The organism is Rhodococcus sp. FH8, from assembly GCF_019266085.1.
In the GTDB taxonomy this organism is placed as follows: domain Bacteria; phylum Actinomycetota; class Actinomycetes; order Mycobacteriales; family Mycobacteriaceae; genus Rhodococcus_F; species Rhodococcus_F qingshengii.
Window position 1 is genome coordinate 521,947 of sequence record NZ_LPNQ01000080.1, and the last position, 25,256, is coordinate 547,202.

General features: G+C 62.9%; 22 protein-coding genes. 9 read left to right on the plus strand and 13 right to left on the minus strand.

The window, feature by feature from the left end; translation table 11 throughout:
• Positions 1-4 precede the first annotated feature (4 nt).
• Positions 5-1,213 carry a macrolide family glycosyltransferase gene (locus ATN38_RS29075; protein ID WP_218749186.1) on the minus strand — a complete coding sequence of 403 codons (1,209 nt, stop codon included), beginning with the start codon at positions 1,211-1,213 and terminating at the stop codon, positions 5-7.
• Positions 1,214-1,376: 163 nt separating this feature from the next.
• Here ATN38_RS29075 and ATN38_RS29080 point away from each other — a divergent pair, with 163 nt between their 5' ends.
• Positions 1,377-1,667, plus strand: a complete 291-nt coding sequence (locus ATN38_RS29080; protein ID WP_003945505.1) for a YiaA/YiaB family inner membrane protein — start codon at positions 1,377-1,379, stop codon at positions 1,665-1,667.
• On the opposite strand, the gene ATN38_RS29085 is transcribed toward ATN38_RS29080, so the two are convergent.
• Together ATN38_RS29085 and ATN38_RS29090 are read right to left on the minus strand one after the other, a co-directional pair.
• The gene (locus ATN38_RS29085) at positions 1,651-2,757 is read right to left on the minus strand and encodes a cell wall metabolism sensor histidine kinase WalK (RefSeq protein WP_218749188.1); all 1,107 of its coding nucleotides are present in this window, start codon (positions 2,755-2,757) and stop codon (positions 1,651-1,653) included. The two genes, ATN38_RS29080 and ATN38_RS29085, sit on opposite strands and share 17 nt — an antisense overlap.
• Complete coding sequence (locus tag ATN38_RS29090; protein WP_003945526.1) at positions 2,754-3,467, minus strand: response regulator transcription factor; 714 nt, start codon at positions 3,465-3,467, stop codon at positions 2,754-2,756. Before ATN38_RS29090 ends, ATN38_RS29085 begins: the two co-directional genes overlap by 4 nt.
• A gap of 216 nt (positions 3,468-3,683) precedes the next feature.
• On the opposite strand from ATN38_RS29090, the gene ATN38_RS29095 reads away from it, so the two are divergent.
• Entirely contained in the window at positions 3,684-4,334 is a 651-nt protein-coding gene (locus ATN38_RS29095; RefSeq protein ID WP_054188009.1) for a DUF305 domain-containing protein, read from the plus strand.
• 112 nt (positions 4,335-4,446) lie between these two features.
• Positions 4,447-6,525: a heavy metal translocating P-type ATPase gene (locus ATN38_RS29100; protein ID WP_218749189.1), complete on the plus strand. Its 2,079-nt coding sequence runs from the start codon at positions 4,447-4,449 to the stop codon at positions 6,523-6,525.
• 18 nt (positions 6,526-6,543) lie between these two features.
• On the opposite strand, the gene ATN38_RS29105 is transcribed toward ATN38_RS29100, so the two are convergent.
• From ATN38_RS29105 to ATN38_RS29120, 4 genes are all read right to left on the minus strand, one after another.
• The gene (locus tag ATN38_RS29105) at positions 6,544-7,314 is read right to left on the minus strand and encodes an alpha/beta fold hydrolase (protein WP_003945805.1); all 771 of its coding nucleotides are present in this window, start codon (positions 7,312-7,314) and stop codon (positions 6,544-6,546) included.
• 142 nt (positions 7,315-7,456) lie between these two features.
• Entirely contained in the window at positions 7,457-7,996 is a 540-nt protein-coding gene (locus tag ATN38_RS29110) for a hypothetical protein (RefSeq protein WP_256932201.1), read from the minus strand.
• A gap of 50 nt (positions 7,997-8,046) precedes the next feature.
• Positions 8,047-9,648, minus strand: coding sequence for an ABC-F family ATP-binding cassette domain-containing protein (locus ATN38_RS29115; RefSeq protein ID WP_003945668.1), 1,602 nt, complete (start codon positions 9,646-9,648; stop codon positions 8,047-8,049).
• Positions 9,649-9,866: 218 nt separating this feature from the next.
• Positions 9,867-10,421 carry a hypothetical protein gene (locus ATN38_RS29120; RefSeq protein ID WP_003945732.1) on the minus strand — a complete coding sequence of 185 codons (555 nt, stop codon included), beginning with the start codon at positions 10,419-10,421 and terminating at the stop codon, positions 9,867-9,869.
• A gap of 96 nt (positions 10,422-10,517) precedes the next feature.
• Between ATN38_RS29120 and ATN38_RS29125 the strand changes: the two genes are divergently transcribed.
• From ATN38_RS29125 to ATN38_RS29135, 3 genes are all read left to right on the plus strand, one after another.
• The gene (locus tag ATN38_RS29125; protein WP_218749190.1) at positions 10,518-12,335 is read left to right on the plus strand and encodes a penicillin-binding transpeptidase domain-containing protein; all 1,818 of its coding nucleotides are present in this window, start codon (positions 10,518-10,520) and stop codon (positions 12,333-12,335) included.
• 107 nt (positions 12,336-12,442) lie between these two features.
• Positions 12,443-14,122, plus strand: a complete 1,680-nt coding sequence (locus tag ATN38_RS29130; protein WP_003945897.1) for an NTF2-like N-terminal transpeptidase domain-containing protein — start codon at positions 12,443-12,445, stop codon at positions 14,120-14,122.
• A 30-nt stretch (positions 14,123-14,152) separates the two neighbouring features.
• Positions 14,153-14,890 (plus strand): sulfite exporter TauE/SafE family protein, encoded by a 738-nt coding sequence (locus ATN38_RS29135; RefSeq protein ID WP_003945554.1) that lies wholly within the window; start codon positions 14,153-14,155, stop codon positions 14,888-14,890.
• Between the two features lie 6 nt (positions 14,891-14,896).
• Here ATN38_RS29135 and ATN38_RS29140 read toward each other — a convergent pair whose 3' ends face one another.
• The 4 genes from ATN38_RS29140 to ATN38_RS29155 all read right to left on the minus strand — a co-directional run bounded on the left by ATN38_RS29140 (position 14,897) and on the right by ATN38_RS29155 (position 19,232).
• Positions 14,897-16,369, minus strand: a complete 1,473-nt coding sequence (locus ATN38_RS29140) for a peptide MFS transporter (RefSeq protein WP_003945468.1) — start codon at positions 16,367-16,369, stop codon at positions 14,897-14,899.
• A 57-nt stretch (positions 16,370-16,426) separates the two neighbouring features.
• On the minus strand, positions 16,427-16,804 hold the full coding sequence (locus ATN38_RS29145) for a DUF3054 domain-containing protein (RefSeq protein ID WP_003945710.1): 378 nt from the start codon (positions 16,802-16,804) through the stop codon (positions 16,427-16,429).
• 64 nt (positions 16,805-16,868) lie between these two features.
• The gene (locus ATN38_RS29150) at positions 16,869-17,417 is read right to left on the minus strand and encodes a YceI family protein (protein ID WP_003945643.1); all 549 of its coding nucleotides are present in this window, start codon (positions 17,415-17,417) and stop codon (positions 16,869-16,871) included.
• Between the two features lie 78 nt (positions 17,418-17,495).
• Positions 17,496-19,232 carry a 2-isopropylmalate synthase gene (locus tag ATN38_RS29155; protein ID WP_218749191.1) on the minus strand — a complete coding sequence of 579 codons (1,737 nt, stop codon included), beginning with the start codon at positions 19,230-19,232 and terminating at the stop codon, positions 17,496-17,498.
• Between the two features lie 163 nt (positions 19,233-19,395).
• On the opposite strand from ATN38_RS29155, the gene ATN38_RS29160 reads away from it, so the two are divergent.
• Positions 19,396-20,076, plus strand: coding sequence for a FadR/GntR family transcriptional regulator (locus tag ATN38_RS29160; RefSeq protein WP_007734477.1), 681 nt, complete (start codon positions 19,396-19,398; stop codon positions 20,074-20,076).
• On the opposite strand, the gene ATN38_RS29165 is transcribed toward ATN38_RS29160, so the two are convergent.
• A complete protein-coding gene (locus tag ATN38_RS29165) occupies positions 20,073-21,179 on the minus strand; it encodes a YbhN family protein (protein WP_042452628.1) in 1,107 nt (368 codons plus the stop codon). The genes ATN38_RS29160 and ATN38_RS29165 overlap by 4 nt on opposite strands.
• A 9-nt stretch (positions 21,180-21,188) precedes the next feature.
• Complete coding sequence (locus ATN38_RS29170) at positions 21,189-22,667, minus strand: adenylate/guanylate cyclase domain-containing protein (protein ID WP_003945952.1); 1,479 nt, start codon at positions 22,665-22,667, stop codon at positions 21,189-21,191.
• 192 nt (positions 22,668-22,859) lie between these two features.
• On the opposite strand from ATN38_RS29170, the gene ATN38_RS29175 reads away from it, so the two are divergent.
• Together ATN38_RS29175 and macS are read left to right on the plus strand one after the other, a co-directional pair.
• Complete coding sequence (locus ATN38_RS29175) at positions 22,860-24,038, plus strand: AI-2E family transporter (protein WP_007734480.1); 1,179 nt, start codon at positions 22,860-22,862, stop codon at positions 24,036-24,038.
• Complete coding sequence (gene macS / locus ATN38_RS29180) at positions 24,031-25,254, plus strand: MacS family sensor histidine kinase (RefSeq protein WP_007734482.1); 1,224 nt, start codon at positions 24,031-24,033, stop codon at positions 25,252-25,254. The genes ATN38_RS29175 and macS overlap by 8 nt, the downstream gene beginning before the upstream one ends.
• Positions 25,255-25,256 lie beyond the last annotated feature (2 nt).

The following is a 25,256-nucleotide window of genomic DNA, read 5'->3' on the forward strand; positions in this document are numbered from 1 at the left end:
GACATTATCTGGGCCCGCTGCCGGGTAGAGCGGCTTCGATCAATTCGACGGCACGGGACACACCGCCCGCCGCTGCGAGTTCTTCTGCCAACTCCGCGCTGCGTCGGCGGAACTCGTCGGCGCTCACCAGCGTCAGCGCCTCACGAAGCTCTACTGCCGTGACGGTAGCGCTGTCGACGCGTACTGCGACACCGGCGTCGACGAGCGAGTCGGCGTTGCCGAACTGATCGACGGCTTGCGGCACTGCGATCATGGGTGTCCCGGTCACGAGTCCCTCGCTGGATCCGCCCATACCCGCGTGGGTCACGAACGCGTCGGCCTGCTGCAGAATCGCGAACTGCGGTACCCAACGGTGTATTTCGACGTTGTCGGGCAATGGTCCGAGATCTGAGATCTGCACCTGCTTTCCGATCTGGAGGACGACGTGCCAGCCGTCCATCTGGCCGAAAGCCTCGACGCAGGTGCGGTAGAAATCCGGATGATCGGTGAATGCTGAACCCAGCGAGATCAACAAGAGCTTGCGTTCGGGATCCGGGTTCACCCAAGGTTGACTGCTCGGTTCGAGTGCGGGGCCGACGAACGTGTAGACGTCGCGGTTCACGCGATCGGCGTTGGGCTGCATCGATTCTGCGATCAGCACGATTGCACGGGGTGGGCGTCCGGTGAACTCACGTGGATCGACCTCGACGCCTTCGGCGCGGAAGAACCGGGTCTCCCGATCGAGCAGGTCGACGCCTCTCGGATCGGAACGAATTTCGTCGTACATCGGTGCGGCGTCGGCTTCGTAACCGTCCCAGGCAACGTACGTCGGCGACAACTGGATGATGGGAACGCCCCACTGCTGAGCCAGTATTCGTGCCGGAATGCCGGCGATGTCGTAGAGAAAGAGGTCAGGGCGATCGTCTTCGTAGATTCGGCGTAGCTGCGGCAGCATCGACTCGTAATCGTCCTGGAAAATCGTCAACTGATCGATCAGATCCCCGTCCCAGCTCTTCTCCGGTTCGGCGCCGTCGGGAGAAGGGACGAGGCTGGGCAGCGTGGAGACGTACGGTGCGAATTCGGCCCCGGTCGCCTCGATGATCTCACGCATCGACTCGTCGTTGGCATAGGTGACGCGGTGACCGGCGGCGACGAGACGCGCGATGATCGCCAGGCTCGGATTGACGTGGCCCGGTGCCGGAATGCTCACCATGGCGATATGTCTGCGGGTCATCGATCACTCCTGCCGTCTGACTGTTCTGGAACAACTCCGGATACCGGACCGAGACTATCCACCAGGATGGGTGACGGCATCTGATTTTTGCCGGGGAAGTACCGTGCGCACTCGAGTAGGACTACGCATCCGAGTGCCGGGATGGGCGAGCAGACTTCGAAGCATGAGCACACCGACAACACCCTCGAAGACCACTGCAGCCTTCTATCTTCAGGCCGGAATAGCCTTTGCCGTCAGTTTTGTCGGCACCCTCCTCGGAATTGCGTATCTTCCGATCGATGCGTGGCAACGCGGATTTCTCGGAATGTCCTTGCTGTTCTTGGTCACCAGTACGTTCACGTTGGCCAAGGTGATTCGTGATCAGCAGGAGGCATCCACTGTCAGGGTTCGAGTGGACGAGGCTCGACTCGAGAAGCTGATCGCCGAGCACGATCCGTTCAAAGCGGCAGCCTGAAACCTGTCGGCAAGGTGAGGATCAGCGTGCTGCCGAGAGGTTGCTCGTTTCGGAGCGCCGACAGATCGCCGCCGTGTGCGAGCGCGAGGCTGCGCGCAATCGTGAGCCCCAAACCGGAACCGTCGGATCGATCACCGCGATGGAAACGGTCGAAGACTGATTCGAGTTGGTCTGCGGGAATTCCGTCACCGGTGTCGGTGACGGACACCGAGAGGTGGTCACCTTCCCGTGCGAGTGTCACCGTCACCGAACCTCCGCTCGGAGTGTGCCGCAACGCGTTTTCGAGCAGATTGGCGAGGATCTGTTCGATTCGTTGGCGATCGACCTCGGCCGTGATCGGTTGCGGAGACAGAGCGGTCGTCAATTCGACTCCACGCTCGGCGAAACGTGGCGCCGCTGCTGCCGTTGCGCTGCAAACGATGTCGTCGATCTTCTCATCTCGGCGATCGAGTTCGAGAGCGTGTTCGTCGGCCGCGGAGACGTCCGCCAGATCGCAAGAGAGCCGACGCAGTCTTTCGAGTTGATCGCGCATGACCGACCATGAAGAGTTGTCCGTGGGGAGGACGCCATCCTCGATGCCGTCCACGTACGCAGCCAAAGTCGATACCGGAGTGCGTAATTCGTGGGCAAGATCGGCAAGCAGGCGTTTGCGGACCCGATCCGAATGATCAAGGCGTGCCGCCATGTCGGCAAAGGCAGTTTCGAGACGCGTGAAATCTGCGTCCACGTCAGACCTGTCGATAGTCACGTCGAAGTTCCCGTCTGCGACGCTTTGAGCCGCCTCCGCCAGCGTTGAGATCGGGGCCGTGATGCGTCGGACGATGTAGACCGCGGCGATGCTTGCGCCCACCAGTGCGACCGCGATCCCGCACAACAGTGCAATGGTCATGGTCTGAGCGAATGCCTCTTCGGTGTGGGTACGGACATTCGAGTCTTCGATGCCGGCCATCATGAGGTGGTTGTGAAAGAGCGGGGCAGCGACGGCAATGGCGACTGCGGCGATGGCGAGGCAGGAGACGAACAGGACGACAAGCTGCGCCAGCAGCAGTTTTCCGCGTAGCCCGAGTTTCTTCATGACGACCGCGTTCATGACGACCTCAGGGAGTATCCGACGCCCCTGACGGTTCTGATGAACCGAGGATCGGTCGCGTCGTCGCCGAGTTTGCGGCGTAATGCACGCACGTGGACGTCGACGATGTGTTGGTCCCCGAACCAGGGCGACCCCCACACCGAGGCGATGATGTCTGCTCGACTCCAGGCCGCGTCAGGTCGGGTAGCGAGGGCGGAGAGCAACGCGAACTCGGTGGGTGTGAGATCGACCGGGCGGTTGTCGACATGCACGGTGCGGGCGAGGACGTCGATGTCGAGACCGGGTGGCGTCGGCAGCGCTTCCGGCAGCATGCTCGACGCACGTGGCCGTCTGAGCAGTGCTTTCACTCGCGCAACCAACTCGCGGGGGCCGAAGGGTTTGACCACGTAGTCATCTGCGCCAGCTGCCAGTCCGGTCACCTTGTCCGACTCGTCACCGCGGGCGGAGAGCATCAGGACGTACGCGTCGGAAAACGTACGGATCCGCCGGCAGACTTCCAGACCGTCGAAGCCCGGGAGCATCAGGTCGAGCACGATCAGCGCGGGCTCGAATTCGCGCACCGAACGTACTGCGCTCGGCCCGTCGTGGGCGAGGCGCACGGTGAATCCTTCGCGTGTCAGATAGTTGGCGACAACCTTGGCGAGGGCAGTCTCGTCGTCGACGACAAGAACGCGCCCCGGTTCCTCGCCAGGTCGTAGTTCGGCGCTCATCAGACCGAGGTTAGTCGACTGCGTGTCTGCATTGCTGGCGCGTGGTGGTTTCCACTCGACTGTGAAGATTCGATGAAGGAAGCCTGTTCGAGCCGGTTATCGGGCTTCGCGGTGGATTTTCGCCGGTAACGTGGCAACTGTGCATTTGCAGCATTCTTGTCAAATCAATTGTGGTGCAGTGCATATCGAACAGAATCTATTCTCGGGAGTGAAAACATGTCTTTGACGGTCAGGAAGAGCGCCGCGCGGTTCGTTCCGGTTGTGGCAGCGGCAGCACTGTTGATTGCCGGATGCTCGGACAACTCCGGGGAGAGCATCAACCATTCTTCCGAAACAACCAGTGTTGCAGCGCAGTCGGAGATTCCTGCGGGTGTCAATGCCGCCGACATCGAGTTTCTCGAAGGGATGTACCCGCATCACGCGCAGGCATTGGACATGGCCAGGATGGTCGACGGTCGAACCGACAATGCCGAACTTCTCTCTCTTGCAGCGCAGATAGAGGCAGCGCAAGGCCCGGAGATGGCTCAGATGACCGAATTGTTGACGGAGTGGGGACGCCCCGAGCCTTCGTCGAGTTCGATGGAGGGCATGGATGAGTCGGCGCACGCGGGACACGGCGTCGGGATGGCCGAGATGCCGGGAATGATGTCGGCCGACGACATGACCGCCCTCACCGATGCCAGTGGCGCGGAGTTCGACAAGTTGTGGCTGACGATGATGATCGAGCACCACAAGGGTGCCATCACCATGTCCCAGACCGAACTCGACAACGGGCTCGACCCGTCGGCGGAGAAGATGGCAGAAGCGATCATTGCCGGTCAGCAGGCGGAAATCACTCAGATGGAAGCGATGTTGAAGGGGAGTTGAACAGGAGGCCTTGGCCGCGTGACCTTGCTCGGGTGGCTACCTGGGCATACGTTCGAGGCTGATGGCTTGACCGGTGCTGTGCTGCAATCACACGCGAGGGGATGACCGCCACATGGATCACAGTCAGATGGACCATGGCCAGATGGAGCATAGCGAGATGAGCCATGGCCAGATGGAGCATGGGGCACACGGTGGTCACGGGGATCACGTCGCACAGTTCCGGACGTTGTTTGCAGTCATGCTGGTCATCGCGGTTCCGGTCGTTGCGGCAGACGCGATGTTCGCTGATCTGGTCGGGTACACACTGCCGGAAAACTCTCTGGTGGAATGGATCTCACCGGTACTCGGCACGGTGATGTACTTCTGGGGTGGCAAGCCGTTCCTCACCGGCGCTGTTGCCGAAATCCGTTCTCGGCAGCCGGGAATGATGCTGTTGATCGCGCTCGCGATCACCGTGGCCTTCTTCGCGTCATGGGCTGCGAGTCTGCACTGGGTGGATCACACTCTCGATTTCTGGTGGGAGCTCGCGCTTCTGATCGTGATCATGTTGTTGGGCCACTGGATCGAGATGCGTTCGCTCAGTCAGACATCGAGCGCCTTGGATTCACTTGCCGCTTTGCTGCCCGACGAGGCAGAACGGGTGGTGGGGGAATCGGTGGAAACCGTGCCCACCGCAGCTCTGGCGACCGGCGACCTGGTGATAGTTCGTCCCGGCGCCCGTGTTCCCTCGGACGGAACGGTGGTCGAGGGAAGCGCCGACATGGACGAATCCATGATTACGGGCGAGTCGAAGACCGTCCGCCGGACTGTCGGAGATCAGGTGGTGGCCGGCACGGTAGCCACCGACTCGGCACTTCGGCTTCGAGTCACCGCCGTGGGAGAAGACACCGCGCTCGCCGGTATCCGGCGCCTGGTCGAGCAAGCCCAGAACTCGTCGAGTCGCGCGCAGGTGTTGGCGGACAAGGCCGCTGCTCTGCTGTTCTGGTACGCACTCGGCGCGGCAGTGCTGACCGCGATCGCCTGGAGTATCTGGGGCACCCCGGAGAGCGCAGTCACCCGGACGATCACCGTTCTGGTGATCGCCTGCCCGCACGCGCTCGGGTTGGCGATTCCACTGGTCGTCTCGATCGCGACGGAACGGGCGGCTCGGGCTGGGATCTTGATCACCGACCGCATGGCCCTCGAGGCGATGCGTAACGTAGACACCGTTCTCTTCGACAAGACCGGCACTCTCACCAAGGGGGAGCCCGCAGTGGTCGGTGTACGCGGTGTCGACGGGTATTCCGATGACGACGTTCTCAGCGCAGCGGCTGCCGTCGAGTTCGACAGCGAACATCCACTCGGGCGCGCCGTCGTCGCGGCGGCGCGGGAGTTGTCGCTCGAATTCACTTCGGGTTCCGACTTTCAGGCGCACAACGGGATCGGGGTTGCTGCGGACGTCGCCGGTGCACGCGTCGGTGTCGGTGGACCGGGGATGCTGCGATCGGTCGGGGCCACCGCGATCCCGGGGACCGAAGAGTGGCTCAGTGACGGGTCGACCGTCCTGCATGTAGTGCGTGACGAGAAGGTAATCGGCGCATTGGCATTGGCCGACGAGATTCGCCCGGAATCAGCATTGGCCGTCGACGCCCTCCATGCTCGCGGTGTGCGGGTGGCCATGGTCACCGGAGACGCGGAGGCCGTGGCTCATTCGGTGGCTCGCAGGCTCGGGATCGACGAAGTTTTCGCCGAAGTGCTTCCGCAGGACAAGGGAGCGCACGTATCTCGGCTTCAGGCTGCGGGCCACCGCGTGGCGATGGTCGGTGACGGGGTCAACGATGCGCCGGCACTCGCCCAGGCGGATGTGGGCATCGCGATCGGTGCCGGAACCGACGTGGCGATCGCGTCGGCGGGAGTTGTTCTGGCCAGCGATGATCCGCGTTCGGTGAGCTCGGTCATCGAGCTGTCCCGCGCCACCTACCGGAAGATGGTTCAGAACCTTTGGTGGGCAGCGGGATACAACGCGATCTCGGTTCCCCTCGCTGCGGGAGTGCTGGCGCCCGTCGGGTTCGTGCTGCCGATGGAGGTCGGAGCAATCCTGATGTCGGTATCCACTGTGGTCGTTGCCGCGAATGCCCAGTTGTTGAGGCGCTTGGACTTGCGGCAACCACCGGTGACCGCGTTGGAGTCGAGAGTGCTCACATCGCAGTAGCGAGAGGTTGAAGGCGGACTACTGTCGGCTCAGGAACGGAATGAGCGCACGCAGTACAGCATCGGAGTCTGCGACTGCGCTTGCGTGGTCAGCCCCTTCGATCACAGTCAAGGCACTGTCCGGGATCAGCGACGCGAGATGCTCGGTATCCGGCAGGCGCTCGCGATCTCTCGATCCGACGAACAACAACGCCGGTGTGGTGATCCGTTGCAGCACGGCGTCGTCGATGCCGTGCTCCTTCTCTGCGCGGCGCATGTAGGCAGCGAGCGCGAGGGCATCATTGATTCGGAAGGCAGTCGCAGTCTGAGGATCCACCGGTTTGCCGCGCCTCACGCCCCAACCGGTCAGAAATCCCTCGATACCGCCGCTTTCGAGTACGTCGATGCAACCCGGGAAGAACAATGCGTCGAACGCGCCCGTCATCGGTCGGCTGCTACCGCCCCCGACGGTCAGCGATCGCACCCGTTCGGAGTGCTCGACTGTCAGCGACATCACCGAGCGTCCGCCGAACGAGTATCCGAGGACGTGTGCCGGTTCGAACGGAGACTCCGTGTCGAGGATCTCCAGGAGATCGCCGACCACCAGATCCATTGCATACGAATCGGAGTCGTGTGGTTTGTCACTGCGTCCGTGACCCCGCATGTCGACGAGGATCAGACGATATTGCTCCTGAAGTGCCTTGACGTACCCGAAGCCACGCCAGATGGAGCGCGACAACGCTGTGCCGTGCACCATCAACAGGGGTGGGCCATCGCCCACGATCTGATAGGTGATCCGCGCACCGTCCACCGGATTTCTCACGTCGTGCAACACCCGTCCAGTATGGGTGCCAGTTGCTACGCACGTGAACTCGAGTAGTCGTCCGGACCCATTCGACGGATGGCGTGGACTCTCACGAACAGTCGGGCCGTCAACTCGGCCTCCCTCAGAGCTACCGGTCACTGCCCGGCGGGGCAGTACCCACTGTTCCAAGCAATGCATCGGTGGAGGGGTCTGCAGTGCTGACGCCTGCGGCTATGCCCCGAATCAGAGCCTCGAAATCAGCGGCGACGATGGTGACCTCCTCGAACTCCGGCTCTCCTCCACGGACAACCTGACCGTCGGGTGCGAGCGCCAAGTACTCGTACCCATTGCGCACCGACATCAGGACCGGGAGGTGAGTGGACCAGAAGGCGTTGATCGCCGCGCGCTCCGCCGGCCCGGAAGCGACCGCCAGGCTCTCGTGCCGGAACGCATTCCAGGGAAACGCCTCATCGCTGACGCCAACGCCACCGGCATAGTTCTCCGCCGAGAGAAACCACACCTGGTCGTCGGAACTGGCAAGTACGGAGAACGAACTCGCCCACACTACGAGTTGGTCACAACCGCCGACCAGTGGTTGCGGAACTGGGGCAGAGGCCGATCGAGTAGGTTCTTCGCGAACCCAACCTGCGAGCGACAGCGCGGCGGTTGCGTCGAGGTGAAGGTACATCGCCCCACGGTAGGCCAGACCGTCGAGCACCGATAGCGTCAACCGTCGGCCTACTCGGGATCGATGTCTCGAATACCAGTCTCGTCCATGCTGATCCATCGCGTTATGCCGATGCCGCGAAGGAACGGCAGATCGTGACTCACCACCACCATGGCGCCGCGAAAATCGGAAAGTGCCTGCGTGAGGTGGGCGAGACTCGGTAGGTCCAGGTTGTTGGTCGGCTCGTCGAGAAGAAGCAGCTGGGGCGCGGGCTCGGCCAGCAGGATCGTGGCTAACGCCGCACGCAATCGTTCACCGCCGGAGAGCGCGGATGCCGATACGTCGGAATCCGTTCCCCGGAAAAGGAACCGTGCCAACTGCCCGCGAATTTCCTCGGCTGTCGCGTGTGGCGCGGCCAACGCGACGTTGTCCGCCACCGAGAGGTCCTCGTCGAACACGTCGAGACGTTGGGGGAGCGCACGAGAGGCTACGAACGGAGTCGACGCGGCGAGTGCATCGAGCAACGTCGTCTTGCCGATTCCGTTGCGTCCCACTATCGCAATCCGCTCCGGCCCGGTGATCTGGAGCGATACCACTTGGCCGCTCTGCAACGTCACCTCGTCGAGCCGCGCAACCTGCTGCCCCGGATGAACCTCTGTAGCAGGCAGATCCAGACGAATCTCGCGATCGTCTCGAAGGAGTTCCTCTGCCTCCGACAGGACAGACTTGGCCTCGTCCACCTTCCCGATATGGTTGAGGGCCAGCTTTCCCGCCGAAACTTGGGCCTGACGTTTTCGTGTCTGCGCGATGATCGGCGGCATCCGCTTGTTCTCGAACATCTTCTGCCCATAGCGCTTACGCCGGTCCAGTTTCGTTCGAGCGTCGATCAGCTCGCGGCTCTGCTTTGCCAGATCGGCCTTGGCGTCGCGAACGGTGGCGAGTGCGTTTTCCTGCTCAGCGGTCACGACCTCCTGGTAGTGCGAGTAGTTGCCGCCGAACACGCGTAGATCCCCCCGACGTAGTTCGATCGTGTACTCCGCGGTGTCGAGCAGTTCCCGGTCGTGGCTGACGATCAGTACGGTTCCCGGAAACTGTTGGACTGCAGCATGAACTCGTGATCGAGCGTCGCGGTCCAGGTTGTTGGTCGGCTCGTCCAGGAGCAGTACCTGTGGATTCTTCAGCAGCGTTGCGGTCAGGCCGAGTAGGACGGTCTCTCCGCCGGAGAGGGTGCCGACAGTTCGGCTCAATGCTGCGGTATCCGGAGCCACCTTCTCGAGGCCGAGTCGATGCAAGGTGGAGAGAGCGCTCTCCTCGATATCCCAGTTGTTGTCCACGAGCGCAAAGTCGGATTCGGAGCCGTCGCCGGTTTCGATGCGGTGCAATGCGTTTCGGAGTTCGTGGATACCGAGGATGTCATCCACCCGAACGCTCGGATCGAGTGTGATGTCCTGACGGAGGTAGCCGACCTCGCCGGAAGCGGTCACGGATCCGGATTCCGGTGAGAGCTCTCCTGCGATCAATCGCAGCAGAGTCGACTTTCCCGATCCGTTGAGTCCCACGAGACCGACACGGCCACTGGGGAATACAAAATTGGTGTGGGAAAAGACTGATTCGCCGTCCGGCCAGATGAAGGTGAGATCCGAGAGCGACAGAGAAAGATGGGATTGGGTCATGAGTACTCCAGAGGGTGCTTGGACTGTGCGCCCGGCTCAGCAAGTGCTGATGGGTGCGAGTGCCTTCGCGTGATGAACCTCTAGAGGAGCAACGGCCCGTTTCCTGTTCTGTCGGGAATGATTCGTGTTCCAGGTTAGAACACTCGAACGGTCCCGTGCAATCGAATTATTCTGTGCTGTCGGTCTCGTCGGTGTTCGGTGCTCAGATTTTCGGGCCGTCAGATTTTCGGACCCTCGGATCGGAGGTCGTCGACCTTCGACATCGCTTCGCGGAGTTCGGTGAGCCATTGTTCGCTGTGCTTGCCCGCCAACCGGACTGTCCACATGAGAGCGTCCGCTCGGGAGCGAGCAACTCCCGCGTCCACCAAGGTGTCGAGAACCTTGCGTTCGGGCTGACGTAGTCGTGTCATCACCGGAACTGCGAGATGTGTGAACAGGACGGTCTTTTCGTCCAGACGTACACCCCAGGCGACCTTGCGCCCGTAGCGAGCCTCGGCCTCGTCGGCGATGCGCATCCGGTCGGCGCGCGTGGTTTCGCGAAAGCGTGAGATCCTTCCGTCCGCGGCGGCCTCGCCACCGTCGACTGCCGGGAGTTCACCGATCACGACGATTTCTTCGCGGTCGACCTGGACGTCGGCCGTTCCGGTGAACCAGTCATCTGGAAGTCGACCGGCAAACCAGTCGGACGCATCACTCGCGTCGGGAACCGACGCCTGTTGCCAACCTCCGGGACGGCCGAACCTGCGGTCGCCGGAGTTTTGTGAGTTCTTCATGGCGTTCTCCTCGGAGAGCTGGTGGAGTGTGGCGTGCGTTTATTGCACTGATTACATGATTACACCGAGAGTCGAACTGGCGCCACAAATTCGGGCATGATCGGAGTCGTGCGCCTTTCACACGCTCGTCAGAGCTTCCGAACTTTCCGTCGTCCCGTGGCTGCCGTGGCTCTGGGGGTATTGGCCGCAGGATCGGTAGTTGCCTGCAGTTCTGGCCCTGACCAGCCGAAATCAGTGGCAGAGGAGTTCGCGTCCGCGCTCACGTCCGATGACGTGCAAGCGGCGGCAGCCCTGACCACCGATCCGGCGGCGGCGGCGACTGCAATTTCGGCTCTGATCGACGGGCTGGGCAAGGACGAGGGAACATTCACCGTCTCCGACGCCACCGAGTCCGGTGATTCTGCGGGGACGTTCACACTCGATGCGGCGTGGAAGTTCGGTGAAGGTCAGGACTGGAACTACTCGACGCAGGGAAACGCGTCGAAAAGCGGGGACAACTGGCTGATTCAGTGGGACCCGGCGCTGTTGGCTCCGGACCTGACCTCCTCGACGACCTTGCGCTACACACCCACCACCGGTGCTCCGCCGTCGGTGCTGGACGCGGCGGGCCAGCCGATCATGGAGCAGCAGGTGGTGACGCTGGTCAATCTCGATTCCGCCGCGGTGCCCCCGGTGGACACGGCAGCCGTGGCGGCCCTTCTCTCGCCCATCGCACCGACGATCACGGCGGCATCGCTGAGCGGCGATCTTGCGTCGGCAAGTGGGAAGCCGGTCACCGCAATCACTTTGCGGGCCGAGGATCTTGCACCGATCGAGGAGAGGTTGGCGGCGATTCCCGGAGTGAGCTTGGCGCCGCAGGCTCGGTTGCTCTCGGTGGACAAAACTCTGGCGTCGCCGACTTTCAGTGGGTTGTCCGATCTGTGGCAGGAGGGGCAGGACAAGTCCGCGGGCTGGGCGGTACAGCAGGTGAAGCAGAACGGAACCGTCACCACCGTCGCCGGCCAAGACGGGCCGGTTGCTCCGAACATCGCGACAACGATCGACCGACCGATGCAACTCGCGGCCGAGAATGCGCTCGCCGGGGTGACACAACAGGCGGCGATCGTTGCGCTGCAGCCGTCGACCGGAGCGGTGTTGGCGGTGGCCCAGAACGCCCCCGCCGACGCACAGGGCCCGATCGCTCTGACCGGCCTGTACCCACCGGGTTCGACGTTCAAGACCGTGACGACGTCCGCGGCCCTGCAAGCCGGCGTCGCTACACCGGACACCGTTCTGCCGTGCCCGGGTACCGAGAACATCGAGGGCCGTCAGATTCCCAACGACGACGAGTTCGACCTCGGATCGGTTCCGCTGCACACCGCGTTCGCGAAGTCGTGCAACACCACAATGGCGAGGATGGCCGTCGGTCTGCCCGCCGATGCTCTGCACAAAGCGGCGCTGCAGTTCGGGCTCGGCGTCGACTACGTCACCCCCGGACTCACGACGGTGACGGGCAACGTCCCTGACGCGAACACCCCCGCCGAACGCGTCGAGTCCGCGATCGGACAGGGCACGGTGACCGCCACGCCCTTCGGGATGGCTCTCGTGGCGGCCTCGATCGCCAACGGAACGACACCCGCGCCGATGTTGGTCAAGGGACAGCCCGGCGTGGCAGATCAGACCGTTGTACCGGCTCCCGCGGAGGTGACCGAACAGTTGCGGGTGATGATGCGCGAGACCGTCACAGGCGGTACGGCGACGTCGTTGCAGGACATTCCGGGGCTTCTCGGCAAGACCGGCACGGCCGAAACCGAGGGTGGCCCGGCACATGGGTGGTTCGTCGGAATCAAGGGAGACCTCGCATTTGCGGTATTCATCGCGGGTGCGGACAGCTCTTCGCCTGCAGTGCAGGTAGCGGGCACTTTTCTGCGCTGAAACCTGTTTTCCGTTGCAGTTGGATCACACCGTCGTAGCTCAACCGTGACACGTTCGTAGGCATCCCGTGCTTGTTACTCGTGTGACAGAAGTAAAGAGTTACATGCATGGGGCCCGGAGGACAGCACAACCGTCGTGGAAAATATGTCGTTGCGTCGATAACTGCTGTCGTTCTGACAGTGGCGCTCGCGTCGTGTGTCATCGGTGGGGAGAAGAAATCCGACGCCGCCTCGGTGGTGGAGGACTTCGTCACCGCCCTCAACAACCACGACGCCGAAGCTGCCGCGGCGCTCACGTCGTACCCCAACGCGGCGCGGCCGTCGATCCAGCAGATGTTCGACGGACTGGCCGCCAAGTCCACCGACTTCGACGTCGCTCAGGTCATGGATCTGGGTAGCGACTCCGGACTCTTCACACTCGACGCGTCCTGGAACTTCGGCGAAGGCAAGGACTGGAGCTACCAGTCGCAGGGTGAGGTTCGTGATCTGTCGGTCGGCTGGCGTGTGTCCTGGGACCCGTCGGTCCTCGTCCCCGACCTCGGCAACGGTCGCACCGTTTCGTACACCCGCACGGACGCAGCGCCGCCGAAGGTAGTCGACAGCACCGGCACCCTGCTCATGAACGAGCAGACCATCAACGCGATCACTCTCGACCCGGCCACCATGCCGGACCCCGTCGACACCACTCGTCGCCTCGCCACGGTGCTCGAACCTGTCGCCCCGTTGGTCACTTCGGAGTCGATGTTGGCCGACCTCGCCGCAAACCCCGGCAAGCCCGTCACCGCCGTACTGCTCCGCGATCCCGACTACGCCTACCTGGAAAGCGATTTTGCGATCCCCGGTGTCGTCGTGGTCAAGACACCCAAGCTGATCGCCTCCGACCGTCGAATCAACTCGCCGTTGCTGGACCCACTGCGGACCGTGTGGCAGGCCAATCGCGACGCCACCGCCGGTTGGGCGGTCAATCTGGTAGAGCCCAACGGATTCCCGATCAAGCAAGCCGGCTTCCAAGGACCTCCCGGCCCCGACGTCGCCGCGACCCTCGACTCGCACGCTCAACTCGCCGCGATCGAAGCTGTCGTCAGTGCAGGTACTCCTGCGGCCATCGTCGCGATCCGCCCGTCGGACGGCGCCATTCTGGCTGCCGCACAGAACAATCAGGCCATCGAACAGGGCCCGATCGCCTTCACCGGGTTGCGCCCGGCCGGCGGCGCCCTCGATCTGGTCCGTCTCGCATCGTCGATGCAGAACGGCGTCGACCCCGGCGCCGTGTCAGCCGAGCAGTTGGCCGACACCGGGCAGCAACTCGGACTCGGCAACGGCTTCCACATTCAGGGACTCGAACAGCAGACAGCAGTGCTTGCCGCGAACCGCCCCGGCGTGGACCAGGCGATGAACAACGTCATGGCCAACAAGACGTCCAACGACGCGAGCGCGCCGACGGTAACTCCGTTCGGAATGGCGATGCTCGCGGCATCGATCGCCCGCGGCAGTGCCCCGATGCCGATGATGGTCTTCGGACAACCGGCTACCGCCGACGTCACGCCGACGGCGTTGCCCGGCGACGTCAACAATCGTCTGCGTGACGCCATGCGAGGCGCCGGCGGACTGGCTGGGTACCCGGACATGATGGCGGCCGGTGCAGCGAGCGGTGATGATCGCTGGTTCTACGGATCACGCGGAGACTTCGCATTCGCAGTGTTCGTCGCAGACGCCGACGGCGGCGATCGAGCAATGCAGATGACGGACAAGCTCTTCCAGGAACTCGGCAAGCCTGCCGACAAGTAGTACCGGGCACCGCGAGTAGATTCCTGGTTCGTGAACCTGCTCGATTTCCTTTTCCTCGTCGTAGCGGGATTCTTCAGCGGTCTAGTCGGTTTTGTCACCGGTCTTGCATCGATCGTTTCGTATCCGGCGCTGCTGAGCGTCGGGCTCTCACCGGTCAGCGCGAACATGACCAATACCGTCGCGTTGGTGGCCGTCGGCGTCGGAGCGTTGGCGAACTCGTCCCGTGAAGTTGCCGATACCGGTCCGAAACTTGTTCGCTGGTCTCTCTATTCGGCGGCCGGTGGCATCATCGGTGCCCTCATACTGTGGCTGGCACCGGAAGGTTCGTTCGAATCCGTTGTGCCGGCGATGGTCGTGTTCGCCTCGCTCGCGCTGCTGCTGCAACCGAAGATTCGTGAGTTGTCCGGCGGCGGTGACCGCCCCGGAATCTACTCCGCAGCACTGTTCGCCGTCGCGGTATACGGCGGCTATTTCGGTGCCGGTGCCGGCGTCATCTTCCTGGCTGCGACGCTCATCCTCACTTCCGAAACGGTGTGGCGTGCAACGATCCTGAAGAGTTTCTTTCTCGGCATCGCCAATCTTGTGGCTGCACTCATCTTCGCCTTCTCTGGACAGGTGCATTGGGTGGCCGCGTTGGCGATGGCGCTCGGCGCGTTGGCCGGAGGTTGGTGTGGCCCGCCCGTCGTCAAGAAAATCCCGCCATCGGTACTGCGTGTGGCAGTAGCGATAGCGGGATTCGTGTTGGCTCTGTGGTTGTGGGTGAAGTGAGCCCGTCTACTTCACGCCCTGCATCAGCTTCTTGATCCACGGCGAGGCAAGAGCAAGAATCACTCCGATTCCGATCGACGAGAAACCGATGATCAGGAAGAACGGGCGACTGTCGTCGATGTCGAAGTAACCGGCCAAGGTTCCCGCCATCGAGGAACCCAATGCAACGGACAAGAAGAACAACGCCACCATCTGAGTGTGAAAATGCTCGGGCGCGAGTTTGGTTGCAAGGGAAAGGCCGACGGGGGACAGGAAGAGTTCCGCGAAGGTGAAGAGCAGAAGCACACCGGCAAGGCCGAGGAGCGGTGCACTGTTCGGTCCGCCCCCGGTGATCGGGATGAACGCCAGGAACGCCAGACCCATCGTGCCGGTACCGAGCGCGAACTTGATCGGCGACGACGGCTGACGGTCACCGAGTTTGGTCCACATCGCTGCGAACACACCGGCAAAGATGATGATGAACACCGGATTGATCGACTGTACCCACGTCGGCGGGAAGTCCCAACCGAAGAGATTGCGGTCCAGGAGCTTGTCTGAGATCACCGGCACGGTGGTGAACTGCTGCTGAAACAGCGACCAGAAGGCCGCGCTCGCGATGAACATCGGGATGAATGCAAAGACTCGACTGCGTTCGACCTTGGTGACCTTCTTGCTGGTGAGCATGAGGAGGAAGTAACCGACCGACGCGACGATCGTGAGTCCGACAACGACGTCGGACATGTTGTCCGCCGTGATCAAGCCGGTGACGGAGGCGACCGCGACGACGACGATCGCGGCAATGCCGATCCCGATGTAGAGTGCGCGCTTGTCCGCCGGCAACGGGTTGCCGGGTTCGGCACCGATTCCGTGAAGATGCTTGCGGCCCAGCGTATACTGGATCAGGCCGAGTGCCATGCCGACGGCAGCGAGAGCAAAACCGGCGTGGAATCCCCAGGCGTCCTGGACAGCTCCGGTGAGCAGCGGGCCGACAAGACCGCCGATGTTGATGCCCATGTAGAAGATGGAGAATCCGGCGTCGCGGCGAACATCCTGTTCGGAATAGAGATCTCCGACCAGAGAGGTCGCATTGGCCTTCAAGCCGCCGCTGCCGAAGGCGACCATGACGAGGCCGACGCCGACACCCCACATGCCGGGAAGAACCGACAGTGCGATGTGGCCGGCCATCACCAGCGAAGCACTGTAGAAGAGCGTGCGCTCGGAGCCGAGCAGTCGGTCGGCCACCCACGCCCCGAGAATCGTCGACAGGTAGACGGTGCCGCCGTACGCGCCGACGATGCTGGTCGCTGCCGCCTGACTGATGCCGAGGCCGCCGTCGCTGACGCTGTAGTACAGGTAATAGATGAGGATGCCTTGCATCCCGTAGAAGGAGAACCTCTCCCACATCTCGACGCCGAACAGGTTCGCCAGCGCAAAGGGTTGGCCGAAGAACCCCCGGTCTTCCTTCTCGCTACGTTCGACGGGCTCCGTAGTGTTGCTCATCCGAAAAGTGTCCTACGTGCTCGGGCATTTCGGGTGGTTCCGAGCCGTGGAGTTTGGTTACGACTTGGTGCGGATTTTCACTACCAGCGGAGCGAGTGCGCGCCAACCGAGAAGGAACGCGCCGAGGACCAGCGTCGCGACGACGATGAAGCTGAACTGGGTGCCCTGGCCACTCAACACTCGCAGGATCATCCCGATGACGACGGCGCCGAGCCAAACGACAACGCCGGTGGGAACAAGGAGAACGGCGTTGAACTTGTCGCGGTAGAGCGCGAACGTGGCAGCCCATCCGATCACCAGGCCGGTCAGGAAGGGCCAGGATGTCTTCGCCAGACCGGCGAGCGCATTGGCTTCTTCGTGGGTACGGCGCCCTATCGCGCAGAAGATTATGACAAGAATGGCGTCGATCAGCAGGAATGGTGCGTACTTCTTCACGCTCACACCATACGACTGTGCGCCTTTATTAACCGCGGGCGGTTAATAAAGGCGCACAGTGCTGTTAGGCCTGGAGGCCGGCTTCGATCTCGAGGGTGATCGTGATCTTGTCGCCGACAACTGCTCCGCCGCCTTCGAGGGGCATCTCGATGGAGATGTCGAAGTCCTTGCGGTTGATGACGGTGGTGGCCTCGAATCCGGCGACGGGGCCCTGGCCCATGCCCGGGTTGACGCCGTTGAACTCGAGGTTCAGCTCGACCTCGCGGGTGACGCCGTGGAGCGTGAAGTCGCCGGCGAGGACGAAGTCGCTGCCCTTGGAGCGCACTGCGGTGGACTTGAAGGTGGCCTTCGGGAACTTCTCGACGTCGAAGAAGTCAGCGGACTTGATGTGGCCGTCGCGCTGCTCGTTCTTGGTGTTGATGGAGTCCACGGAGATCTCGGCCTCGACGGCCGGGGTTCCGTCTTCGGCAACGGTGATCGTTCCGGAGAACTCGTCGAACGTTCCACGAACCTTGGAAACCATGAGGTGGCGAACCGAGAATCCGACAGTGGAGTGGACGGTGTCGATGACCCAGGTTCCGGCAGTCAATGCGGGCAAGGTTGCGGTGGTCATGGAAGCTCCTGAATAAGTAGTTGAATGTTCAAGTTCTTGTAGCTTCAACTATGGACCCCAGGAAATCCTTCCGCAAGATCATGTGAGCTGCATCACAGTGTTTGTGCTTGCGGCATAGACCGCGTGAAGCGCCGACGCTGTCACCGACTGATGCACCGCAATGCCCCAGCGTCCTTCACCGTTCACCACGCACTCTGCAATGGTGACTGCCGAATTCGCACTCCCGGAAGAATTCGGGTTGCGGGGCAGTGAATGCTGGGTGAGCGAGACAACCTCGACGGCCGAGCCCTGTTCGGTCAGGATTTTGCTCAATGCCTCGACCGGCCCGGACGCACTGGCCGCGGCGGTGACCTCGCGCCCGTCGCGATCGATGGCAACGAACAACTGATCACCGTCGGCGGTGTGTTCCAGTGAGTACCGACGCACTCCTCCGTTGTACCCGTACTCGCGCAGCAGCAGTTTCCACAGTTGGTCGGCAGTCATTTCGGTGCCCGAGTCGTCGGTTTCGAGCTGCACCCGCGAGGCGAAGTCGATCTGCAGGCGCCGGGGGAGTTCGACCCCGTACTCGGTCTGCAGCAGATATGCGATTCCGCCCTTGCCCGACTGGCTGTTCACACGAATGACCGCCTGGTAGTCGCGGCCGACGTCGGCGGGGTCGATCGGCAGGTAAGGGACCGCCCACGGCGCCGATCCCGGATCGACGCCGGCAGCCTCCGCGCTCTCGTAGTGATGCGCGAAGCCCTTCTTGATCGCGTCCTGGTGGGTTCCGGAAAATGCCGTGTACACGAGATCGCCGCCGTACGGGTGGCGTTCGTGGACGGGAATTCTGTTGCAGTACTCCACCGTTCGACGGATCTTGTCGATGTCGGAGAAGTCGATTTTCGGATCGACGCCCTGTGCATGCAGATTCAGCCCCAGTGTGACCAGGTCGACGTTGCCCGTCCGCTCGCCGTTGCCGAACAGGCATCCCTCGACGCGCTGCGCGCCGGCCAGCACTGCCAGTTCGGCGCACGCAACGCCGGTGCCGCGGTCGTTGTGCGGGTGGACCGAGAGGATCACCGAATCGCGTCGGGCCAGATTCTGGTGCATGTATTCGATCTGATCGGCATAGATGTTGGGGGTGGCGATTTCGACTGTGGCAGGGAGGTTGTGGATGACCGGGCGATCGGGGCTGGCGTCCCAGAGTTCGGTGAGACTGTTGCAGACCTGCAGGATGTAGTCGGGTTCGGTGAGGTTGAAGACCTCGGGTGAGAACTCGAATCGCCAGCCGTCGTGGCCTTCGCCGCCACGAGCAACGTCTTGCGCGGCGCGGAAAATCATGTCGTGCAACTCTTCTCGCTCCTTGCCGAGAACGACGTTTCTCCACGTCGGCGCAGTCGCCGTGTACATGTGGACGACCGCGTCAGGCAGCCCCTCGATCGATTGATATGTCCGTTCGATCAAATCCGTACGCGCGGCAGTGAATACGACGATAGTGACGTCGTCGGGAACGAGATCGAAGCGCACCAGGTCGCGAACGAAATCGAAATCGGTCTGACTCGCGGAGGGGTAGCCGACCTCGATTTCCTTGTAGCCGATTGCCACCATCAGTTCGAACATTCGACGCTTGCGTTCGGGGTCCATCGGTTCTGCGAGGGCTTGGTTGCCGTCACGCAGATCGACGGGCACCCACAGGGGCGCCGCGGTGGTGCGATTGGACGGCCACGTCCGCTCGAAAGTCGGAATGTCGACGCGATCCCACGCGGCGCGATAGCGCTCGGACGGCATGGGTGACGGCTTCTGGTTGTTCCAGCGGTTGGCTCGGGTAGTACTCATCTTCGGTTTCTCCTGCGGTCGAGTCGAGAGACCGGCATGGCGAAACCCCGCGGAGGGGTGCCGGTCTTTCAGGCCCCGCCGCGGCAGTCGAGAAGGAGTGCTCCTGTAGCCATGCGGGCTACACTAGAACGAAATCACTTATCAGACAACCTGAGGAGTTCACGTGTCCCCGATCGTCGAGCGTCGGCTGCTCACCGACCAGGCCGCGGAGTTGCTACGCGCGCGGATCGTGAGCGGTGAATGGGAAGTCGGCGCCAAACTTCCAGGTGAAACCACTCTTGCTGCGCAGTTGGGTATCGGGCGGTCCACTATCAGGGAAGCAGTGCGGACTCTCGCGGGCCTCGGCATGCTCGAATCGCGGCAGGGCGCCGGGGTCTTCCTACGGAGTACGACGCCTCCGGATCAGTGGCCCCGAGTGCTCGAAGCCGAGGCGATCCTTCACGTCGTCGAGGTGCGCAACGCGGTCGAGATCGAAGCAGCTCGCCTCGCCGCGCAGCGGCGCGATGCCGTTGACGTCGCGGCTCTGCGGCAAGCGCTCGACGGTAGAACTGCCGCAGCGCACTCTGGCGACGCAGCGTTCGTCGACGCCGACATCGCCGTCCACCGAGCAGTGGTGGACGCGGCACACAATCCCGTGCTGTCGGAACTCTTCGAGACCTTTGTACCGCGTCTGCGGGCGGCGTTGATCGAGTTGATCGCGGTTCTGGACCTGCATCCCCACAGCCAGCCCGACGCGGACGAACATCGAATGTTGGTGGACGCCATCGAAGCCGGCGACGCGGAGGCAGCCGTACGGATCAGTCGGGCACACCTCGACGACATGGCAGCAGCGTTGCGACGCTAGACGCCGGGTTGTTCTCGGCGTTCGAACTCGAGGTCCATCTCGAGGTCTTCGTGGTGGGTTGCACGGAAAGTGATCAAGAAGACGATCCAACCGACGACAGCGACCATGACGAGGCTGACCATCCGATACACGAACACCGACGCGATTGCCTGCGCTCCGCCGGCCCCTGCGATCGTCAGCGCGGTGACCAGAGCAGCGTCGACGTAACCCAGCCCGCCGGGAACCAGCGGAATGCTGCCGACTGCTTTTGCGGCGGCGAAAGCGATCAGGAGCCCAGCAAAAGAGGGCTCCGCGCCAACAGCCCAACATGCGAAACCCAAACAAGCGACATCGGCGACACGATGGATGGCCGACCACCCGAATGCGATGACCGAGTCGGTGCGGCTGAGCTCGACCGTATCCAGTTGCTTCAGGATCTCGGACCAGCGTCGCATCCCGTGGCCGAGCGGATTCTTGCGAATTCGGTTGTAGCGGGCTAGGACTCGATGCCCGATTCGCTCGATACTGCCGGGATTCTGGGCTATGTATCGCAACGCCAGGAACAGTGCCGCCATGCCGATGATCGAGATCGTGAGCGTTATAGGGCTGACCTTGGTGCCGAAGGCAAACGCGCCCGCGGCACCCAACAGCGCCAAAGTCGCCGCAGCGATCACTCCACACACCGCCAACTGCCAAGACGCGACAACTGGTGTAGCGCCCCACTTCCGAGTCTGCTTGTAGGTGAATGCGGTCGAGAAGACCTGGCCGGCTGGCAACGTCAGCGCCATCGCGGTGCTGGCGTAGATGACCGAGAGGTTCTTGAGGTGACCGGCAATCACACCGGCGGCATTGAGAAGACGTTGCTGAACGGACGCGTATCCGCTGAGCGAAATGAGTTGCGCCGCGACGCACGCGGCCACCCAACCCCAATGGATTTCGGTCAAGGCTTGCCAGGACTCACTGAGCTTGGACCACAGAATTGCACCTTCGACGATCAGAAGAGCGATCAGAGCCACCCCGAGCAGCCACTTCAGCCACCAGAAGCGCCCTCTGACCCGACTGGTCTCGGCCACGGGCGAGCGTGGTCGTCTCAGTCGCCGTGGGGTGTTTCCAGGCTGAGCCATCGACTCACCCTAACCAATTTGATCCGGATCGACCTCTGGATACTTTTCCGGCCACGCCAGATGCGTCAGTCGTCGGCGCCCACGCAGTTGGACTTGCTCTCCGAGTTCCCACTCGGCCTGTTCCTCTTCGTCGGCGAAGTACAACGCGCTCGTCGACGCCAGCACCCGGCTGGGCCGAAGTTTCGCGAGCTCGGTGAGCCGTGACGCCTCGTTGACCGGATCACCGATCACGGTGTACTCGAAACGTTCGGCAGCACCGATGTTGCCGGCGACCGCGAGCCCCGCGCTCACACCGATTCCGACGTCGAGGCCGGTGATGTCGTTGAGCTTGAACCGCAGCTCGCGAGCCGCCGCCAAGGCCGCAGTCGGAGCGTCGGGCCGATCGAGTGGTGCACCGAAGATGGCGAGTGCCGCATCACCCATGAACTTGTTGACAAAACCATGGTGACGATCGATGACGTCGACGACCACACGGAAGAACTCGTTGAGCAGTTCGACCACTTCACCCGGCGGGCGCTCGGCCGCGGCACCGGTGGATCCGACCATGTCGACGAACAGAACTGCCACGAATCGAGTTTCGCCGCCCAGCTCGGTACCGAACTTCAACGCGCGCCGGGCGACGTCCTCGCCGACGTGCTGACCGAACAGCTCACGCAGCAGACGACGCTCGTCGGACTCTTTCATCATGCGGTTGAAGCCGACCTGCAGCCGGCCGATCTCACTGCCGTCGAACACCTCGACGCGTACGTCGGTGGCGCCGCGCTGCACCCGCTCGATGGCGCGTCGCAGTTGGCGGATCGGATCGGAGATCTGGGTAGCCGTCAGCATCGACAGCGCAAAGGCCTGCACGATCGCCATGATCGAGATGAGCAGGATCGCCCACGCGAGCGAGTCGGGGGAGAACTCGAGATCGGTCGTGAGCTGCGTCGAGCACAGCAAGATGATGCCTGCGACGGGCATCAGCGTGCCGAGTCCCCAGGTCATCGCCAGCCGGGTTCCGACGCCAGGCGCCATGGTCCGATCGAATTCGCCCTCGCTCAAGGCCTGGGCGGCGACCGGACGCAAAATGCGCTCACCGAGCATGTAGGTGAACCCGAAGGTCGTGGTCGCGGCCATGCAGACCGTCACGATCACGGCGATCGCGAGACCGGGCATCTCGGTGATGGTCAGGAACACGAAGATGATGCCGCCCAGAATCCACAGCACCAGGTGGACGATGGCCTGGCGAAGCGGCGCGTGCAGTGCCGCCATCTGCTCGGACCTCGTCGGTGGACCCCCGCGCAGCCGCCAGCGAATGACCGACTTCAACATCATCGCCGCCGCCGTAAGGCTGACGGCGCCGGCGAATGCCAGGTACACGCCGAAGATCGCGAAGTTGCGGACCCGGTCGGCAACTATCGCGTCGGACTCCTGGATCGGCACGCCGTACCGGACGAAGGCAAAGACCAGTACCGCGCCGATCAGATTGGCTGCGAGCATGGAGAGCATATAGAGGGGCCACCGGCTGCGGATGGTCACCGCTATTGCTCTGTATGAGGCCCGCACAGGGTTCAATTTAGCTGGCAGAGGTCGAAGTGTTGGTACGCGCGTCCGATTATTCGTCCGCTCACCTGTGTCGGCCGGGCCGGTTAGGCTCGCGATGTGAACGCAAACAGGGGGCGTGCGGAGCGAGCATCGAGGATGAACAAACCCATCTCCGCCGACGCTCGGGCGGTGCATCCCGGCGTGCGCATCGCGGCGGAATGGTCGTGGCGCCTCATTGTGATCTTCGCCGGACTGTTGGTTCTCGGGTACGTCGTACTCCGCCTCGAAACCGTGCTCATCCCGGTGGGGCTGGCTCTGCTGGCATCAGCTCTGCTGATCCCGATTGTCGATCGGCTACAGGTGTGGGGTGTTCCCCGCTCGGCGGCCGTCATCGTCGTTCTGCTTGCCTCGATCGGACTGGTCGCGGGAATCATGACGTTTGTCGTCGAGCAGTTCATCGACGGGTTGCCCCAGCTCACCGACCAGTTCACGGCCAGCGTCACGCAAATTCAGAACTGGCTCACCAGCGGTCCGCTGCACTTCAGCGAGGATCAGATCCGCCAGGCAGGTGATTCGGTCGTCAAGTCGGTGCAATCCAATCGTGAGTCCCTGACCAGCGGCGCCTTGACCACGGCGACAGTCATCGGCGAGATCTTCACCGGGGCATTGCTGACGCTGTTCACTCTCATCTTCTTCCTCTACGGCGGCGACCAGATCTGGCAGTTCGTCACCCGGATCGTTCCCACCGACGCGCGTCGTCGCGTACGGATCGCCGGTTCTGCAGGTTTCGGGTCGCTGATCGGCTACGTGCGCGCCACGGTCGCGGTTGCCGCCGCCGACGCGATCGGTATCGGTGCCGGCCTGGCGATCCTCGGGGTGCCGCTCGCCCTGCCGCTGGCGTCGTTGGTGTTCATCGGCGCGTTCATTCCGATCGTCGGTGCATTTCTGACCGGTTTTCTCGCGGTGCTTGTCGCTCTGGTCACGAAGGGTTTCCTGACGGCGCTGATCGTCCTCGGCATCATCATCGGCGTCATGCAGCTCGAAGCGCACGTGATGCAACCGCTGTTGTTGGGTCGCGCTGTTCGCCTGCATCCGCTGGCAGTCGTTCTCGCCATTACAACGGGCATCGTTCTCGCTGGAATCGTCGGCGGGCTCTTGGCTGTCCCGATCGTCGCGGTCCTGAATACCGCTATTCGTTCCCTCCTCGCCGACGACCCGGACATCGCGTACGCCGAACTGCACGTCGAAGATCCGGAAACCCCACTGTTCCCCGCCGAACCCGACGAGCCGCGCGCCGAGCCTCGCATCGTGAACCCCACTCCTCCCGATGACTGAGCCCACCCGCCGTCGTCGGCTGCACTATCAGCCGACCGTTCGCGAGGCGTCGGGCGTCGACACCGACCCTGATGCCCCGCTGTGGCGGGCGGCGCAGGCATTTCGGCTCGTCACGCTGGTGTACGCGATCAGCTACCAGTTCGCCTCGGCCTCCGACTACACCAACTCTCGGCTCAGCTGGTTCTTCGTCGCTCTGATGGCCGTGTGGACCGGGGTGTCGGCACTGTTGCTCGGGACATCCGGTGCTTTGTTCGGGAAGAAGCTGCCGCGGTATCAGGTGGTGATCGCCGATCAGGTGGTCGTCATCTTGCTGATGGCGTCGACGAGGCTGGTCTCCGACCACGAGTGGTATCAGAATCACCAGACGCTGCCCACCACGCTGTGGGCCACCAACGCGGTCATCTCCGCGGCAATTCTCGGCGGGCCGTGGCTCGGTATGGCGTCCGGAGTTGTCATCTCGGCGGCCAGCGCGATCATCCGCGACCAGGTCAACCTGGACCTCTGGCGCGATGCGACGGCTCCCGTGCTCGTATCGGTCGGCCTGGCGTTGGGCTTGGCCACCACCACCGCTCGGCGCTCGCATCGACAACTCGAGCAAGCCGTCCGTCTGGCGGCGGCCACCGAAGAGCGCGAGCGTTTGGCACGCGAAGTACACGACGGCGTTCTGCAGGTGCTGGCGATGGTGCGCAGGCGAGGTGCGGCACTCGGCGGCGAGGCAGCTGAACTGGCTGCTCTGGCCGGTGAGCAGGAGGTCGCCTTGAGAATGCTGATCTCCGAGCAGGTTTCGGGCGCCGCGGCAGACGTCGGCGGACAGACAGTGGATCTGTGTCCGCTGCTGACCACGCAGGCAAGCACGTCGGTGTCGGTGTCGACGCCCGCGCACCCCGTCGTGATCGAGCGTGATCGAGCCATCGAACTGGCAGCCATCGTCGACAATGCTCTGTCCAATGTCGGGCTGCACGCCGGGCCCGCGGCGAAGGCATACGTATTGCTCGAAGATTTGCCGGACGAGGTGATCGTCAGCATCCGCGACGACGGCGTCGGAATCCCCGAGGGTCGCTTGGCGCAGGCCGAAGCCGAAGGCCGCATGGGAGTATCGAAGTCCATTCTCGGCCGAGTGCAGGTGCTCGGCGGCACTGCAGTCCTGCAAACCGGGCCGGGGGAGGGCACCGAATGGGAGATCAACGTTCCGAAGGGGAAAAGTGAGCGCGGCTGACG

Excerpts from the sequence above, each read along its gene's own strand:
- ATN38_RS29075 (WP_218749186.1), bottom strand. The coding sequence starts at position 1,213 with ATGACCCGCAGACATATCGCCATGGTGAGCATTCCGGCACCGGGCCAC.
- ATN38_RS29080 (WP_003945505.1), top strand. The coding sequence starts at position 1,377 with ATGAGCACACCGACAACACCCTCGAAGACCACTGCAGCCTTCTATCTT.
- ATN38_RS29085 (WP_218749188.1), bottom strand. The coding sequence starts at position 2,757 with ATGAACGCGGTCGTCATGAAGAAACTCGGGCTACGCGGAAAACTGCTG.
- ATN38_RS29090 (WP_003945526.1), bottom strand. The coding sequence starts at position 3,467 with ATGAGCGCCGAACTACGACCTGGCGAGGAACCGGGGCGCGTTCTTGTC.
- ATN38_RS29095 (WP_054188009.1), top strand. The coding sequence starts at position 3,684 with ATGTCTTTGACGGTCAGGAAGAGCGCCGCGCGGTTCGTTCCGGTTGTG.
- ATN38_RS29100 (WP_218749189.1), top strand. The coding sequence starts at position 4,447 with ATGGATCACAGTCAGATGGACCATGGCCAGATGGAGCATAGCGAGATG.
- ATN38_RS29110 (WP_256932201.1), bottom strand. The coding sequence starts at position 7,996 with ATGTACCTTCACCTCGACGCAACCGCCGCGCTGTCGCTCGCAGGTTGG.
- ATN38_RS29115 (WP_003945668.1), bottom strand. The coding sequence starts at position 9,648 with ATGACCCAATCCCATCTTTCTCTGTCGCTCTCGGATCTCACCTTCATC.
- ATN38_RS29120 (WP_003945732.1), bottom strand. The coding sequence starts at position 10,421 with ATGAAGAACTCACAAAACTCCGGCGACCGCAGGTTCGGCCGTCCCGGA.
- ATN38_RS29125 (WP_218749190.1), top strand. The coding sequence starts at position 10,518 with ATGATCGGAGTCGTGCGCCTTTCACACGCTCGTCAGAGCTTCCGAACT.
- ATN38_RS29130 (WP_003945897.1), top strand. The coding sequence starts at position 12,443 with ATGGGGCCCGGAGGACAGCACAACCGTCGTGGAAAATATGTCGTTGCG.
- ATN38_RS29140 (WP_003945468.1), bottom strand. The coding sequence starts at position 16,369 with ATGAGCAACACTACGGAGCCCGTCGAACGTAGCGAGAAGGAAGACCGG.
- ATN38_RS29150 (WP_003945643.1), bottom strand. The coding sequence starts at position 17,417 with ATGACCACCGCAACCTTGCCCGCATTGACTGCCGGAACCTGGGTCATC.
- ATN38_RS29155 (WP_218749191.1), bottom strand. The coding sequence starts at position 19,232 with ATGAGTACTACCCGAGCCAACCGCTGGAACAACCAGAAGCCGTCACCC.
- ATN38_RS29165 (WP_042452628.1), bottom strand. The coding sequence starts at position 21,179 with ATGGCTCAGCCTGGAAACACCCCACGGCGACTGAGACGACCACGCTCG.
- ATN38_RS29170 (WP_003945952.1), bottom strand. The coding sequence starts at position 22,667 with ATGCTCTCCATGCTCGCAGCCAATCTGATCGGCGCGGTACTGGTCTTT.
- ATN38_RS29175 (WP_007734480.1), top strand. The coding sequence starts at position 22,860 with ATGAACAAACCCATCTCCGCCGACGCTCGGGCGGTGCATCCCGGCGTG.
- macS (WP_007734482.1), top strand. The coding sequence starts at position 24,031 with ATGACTGAGCCCACCCGCCGTCGTCGGCTGCACTATCAGCCGACCGTT.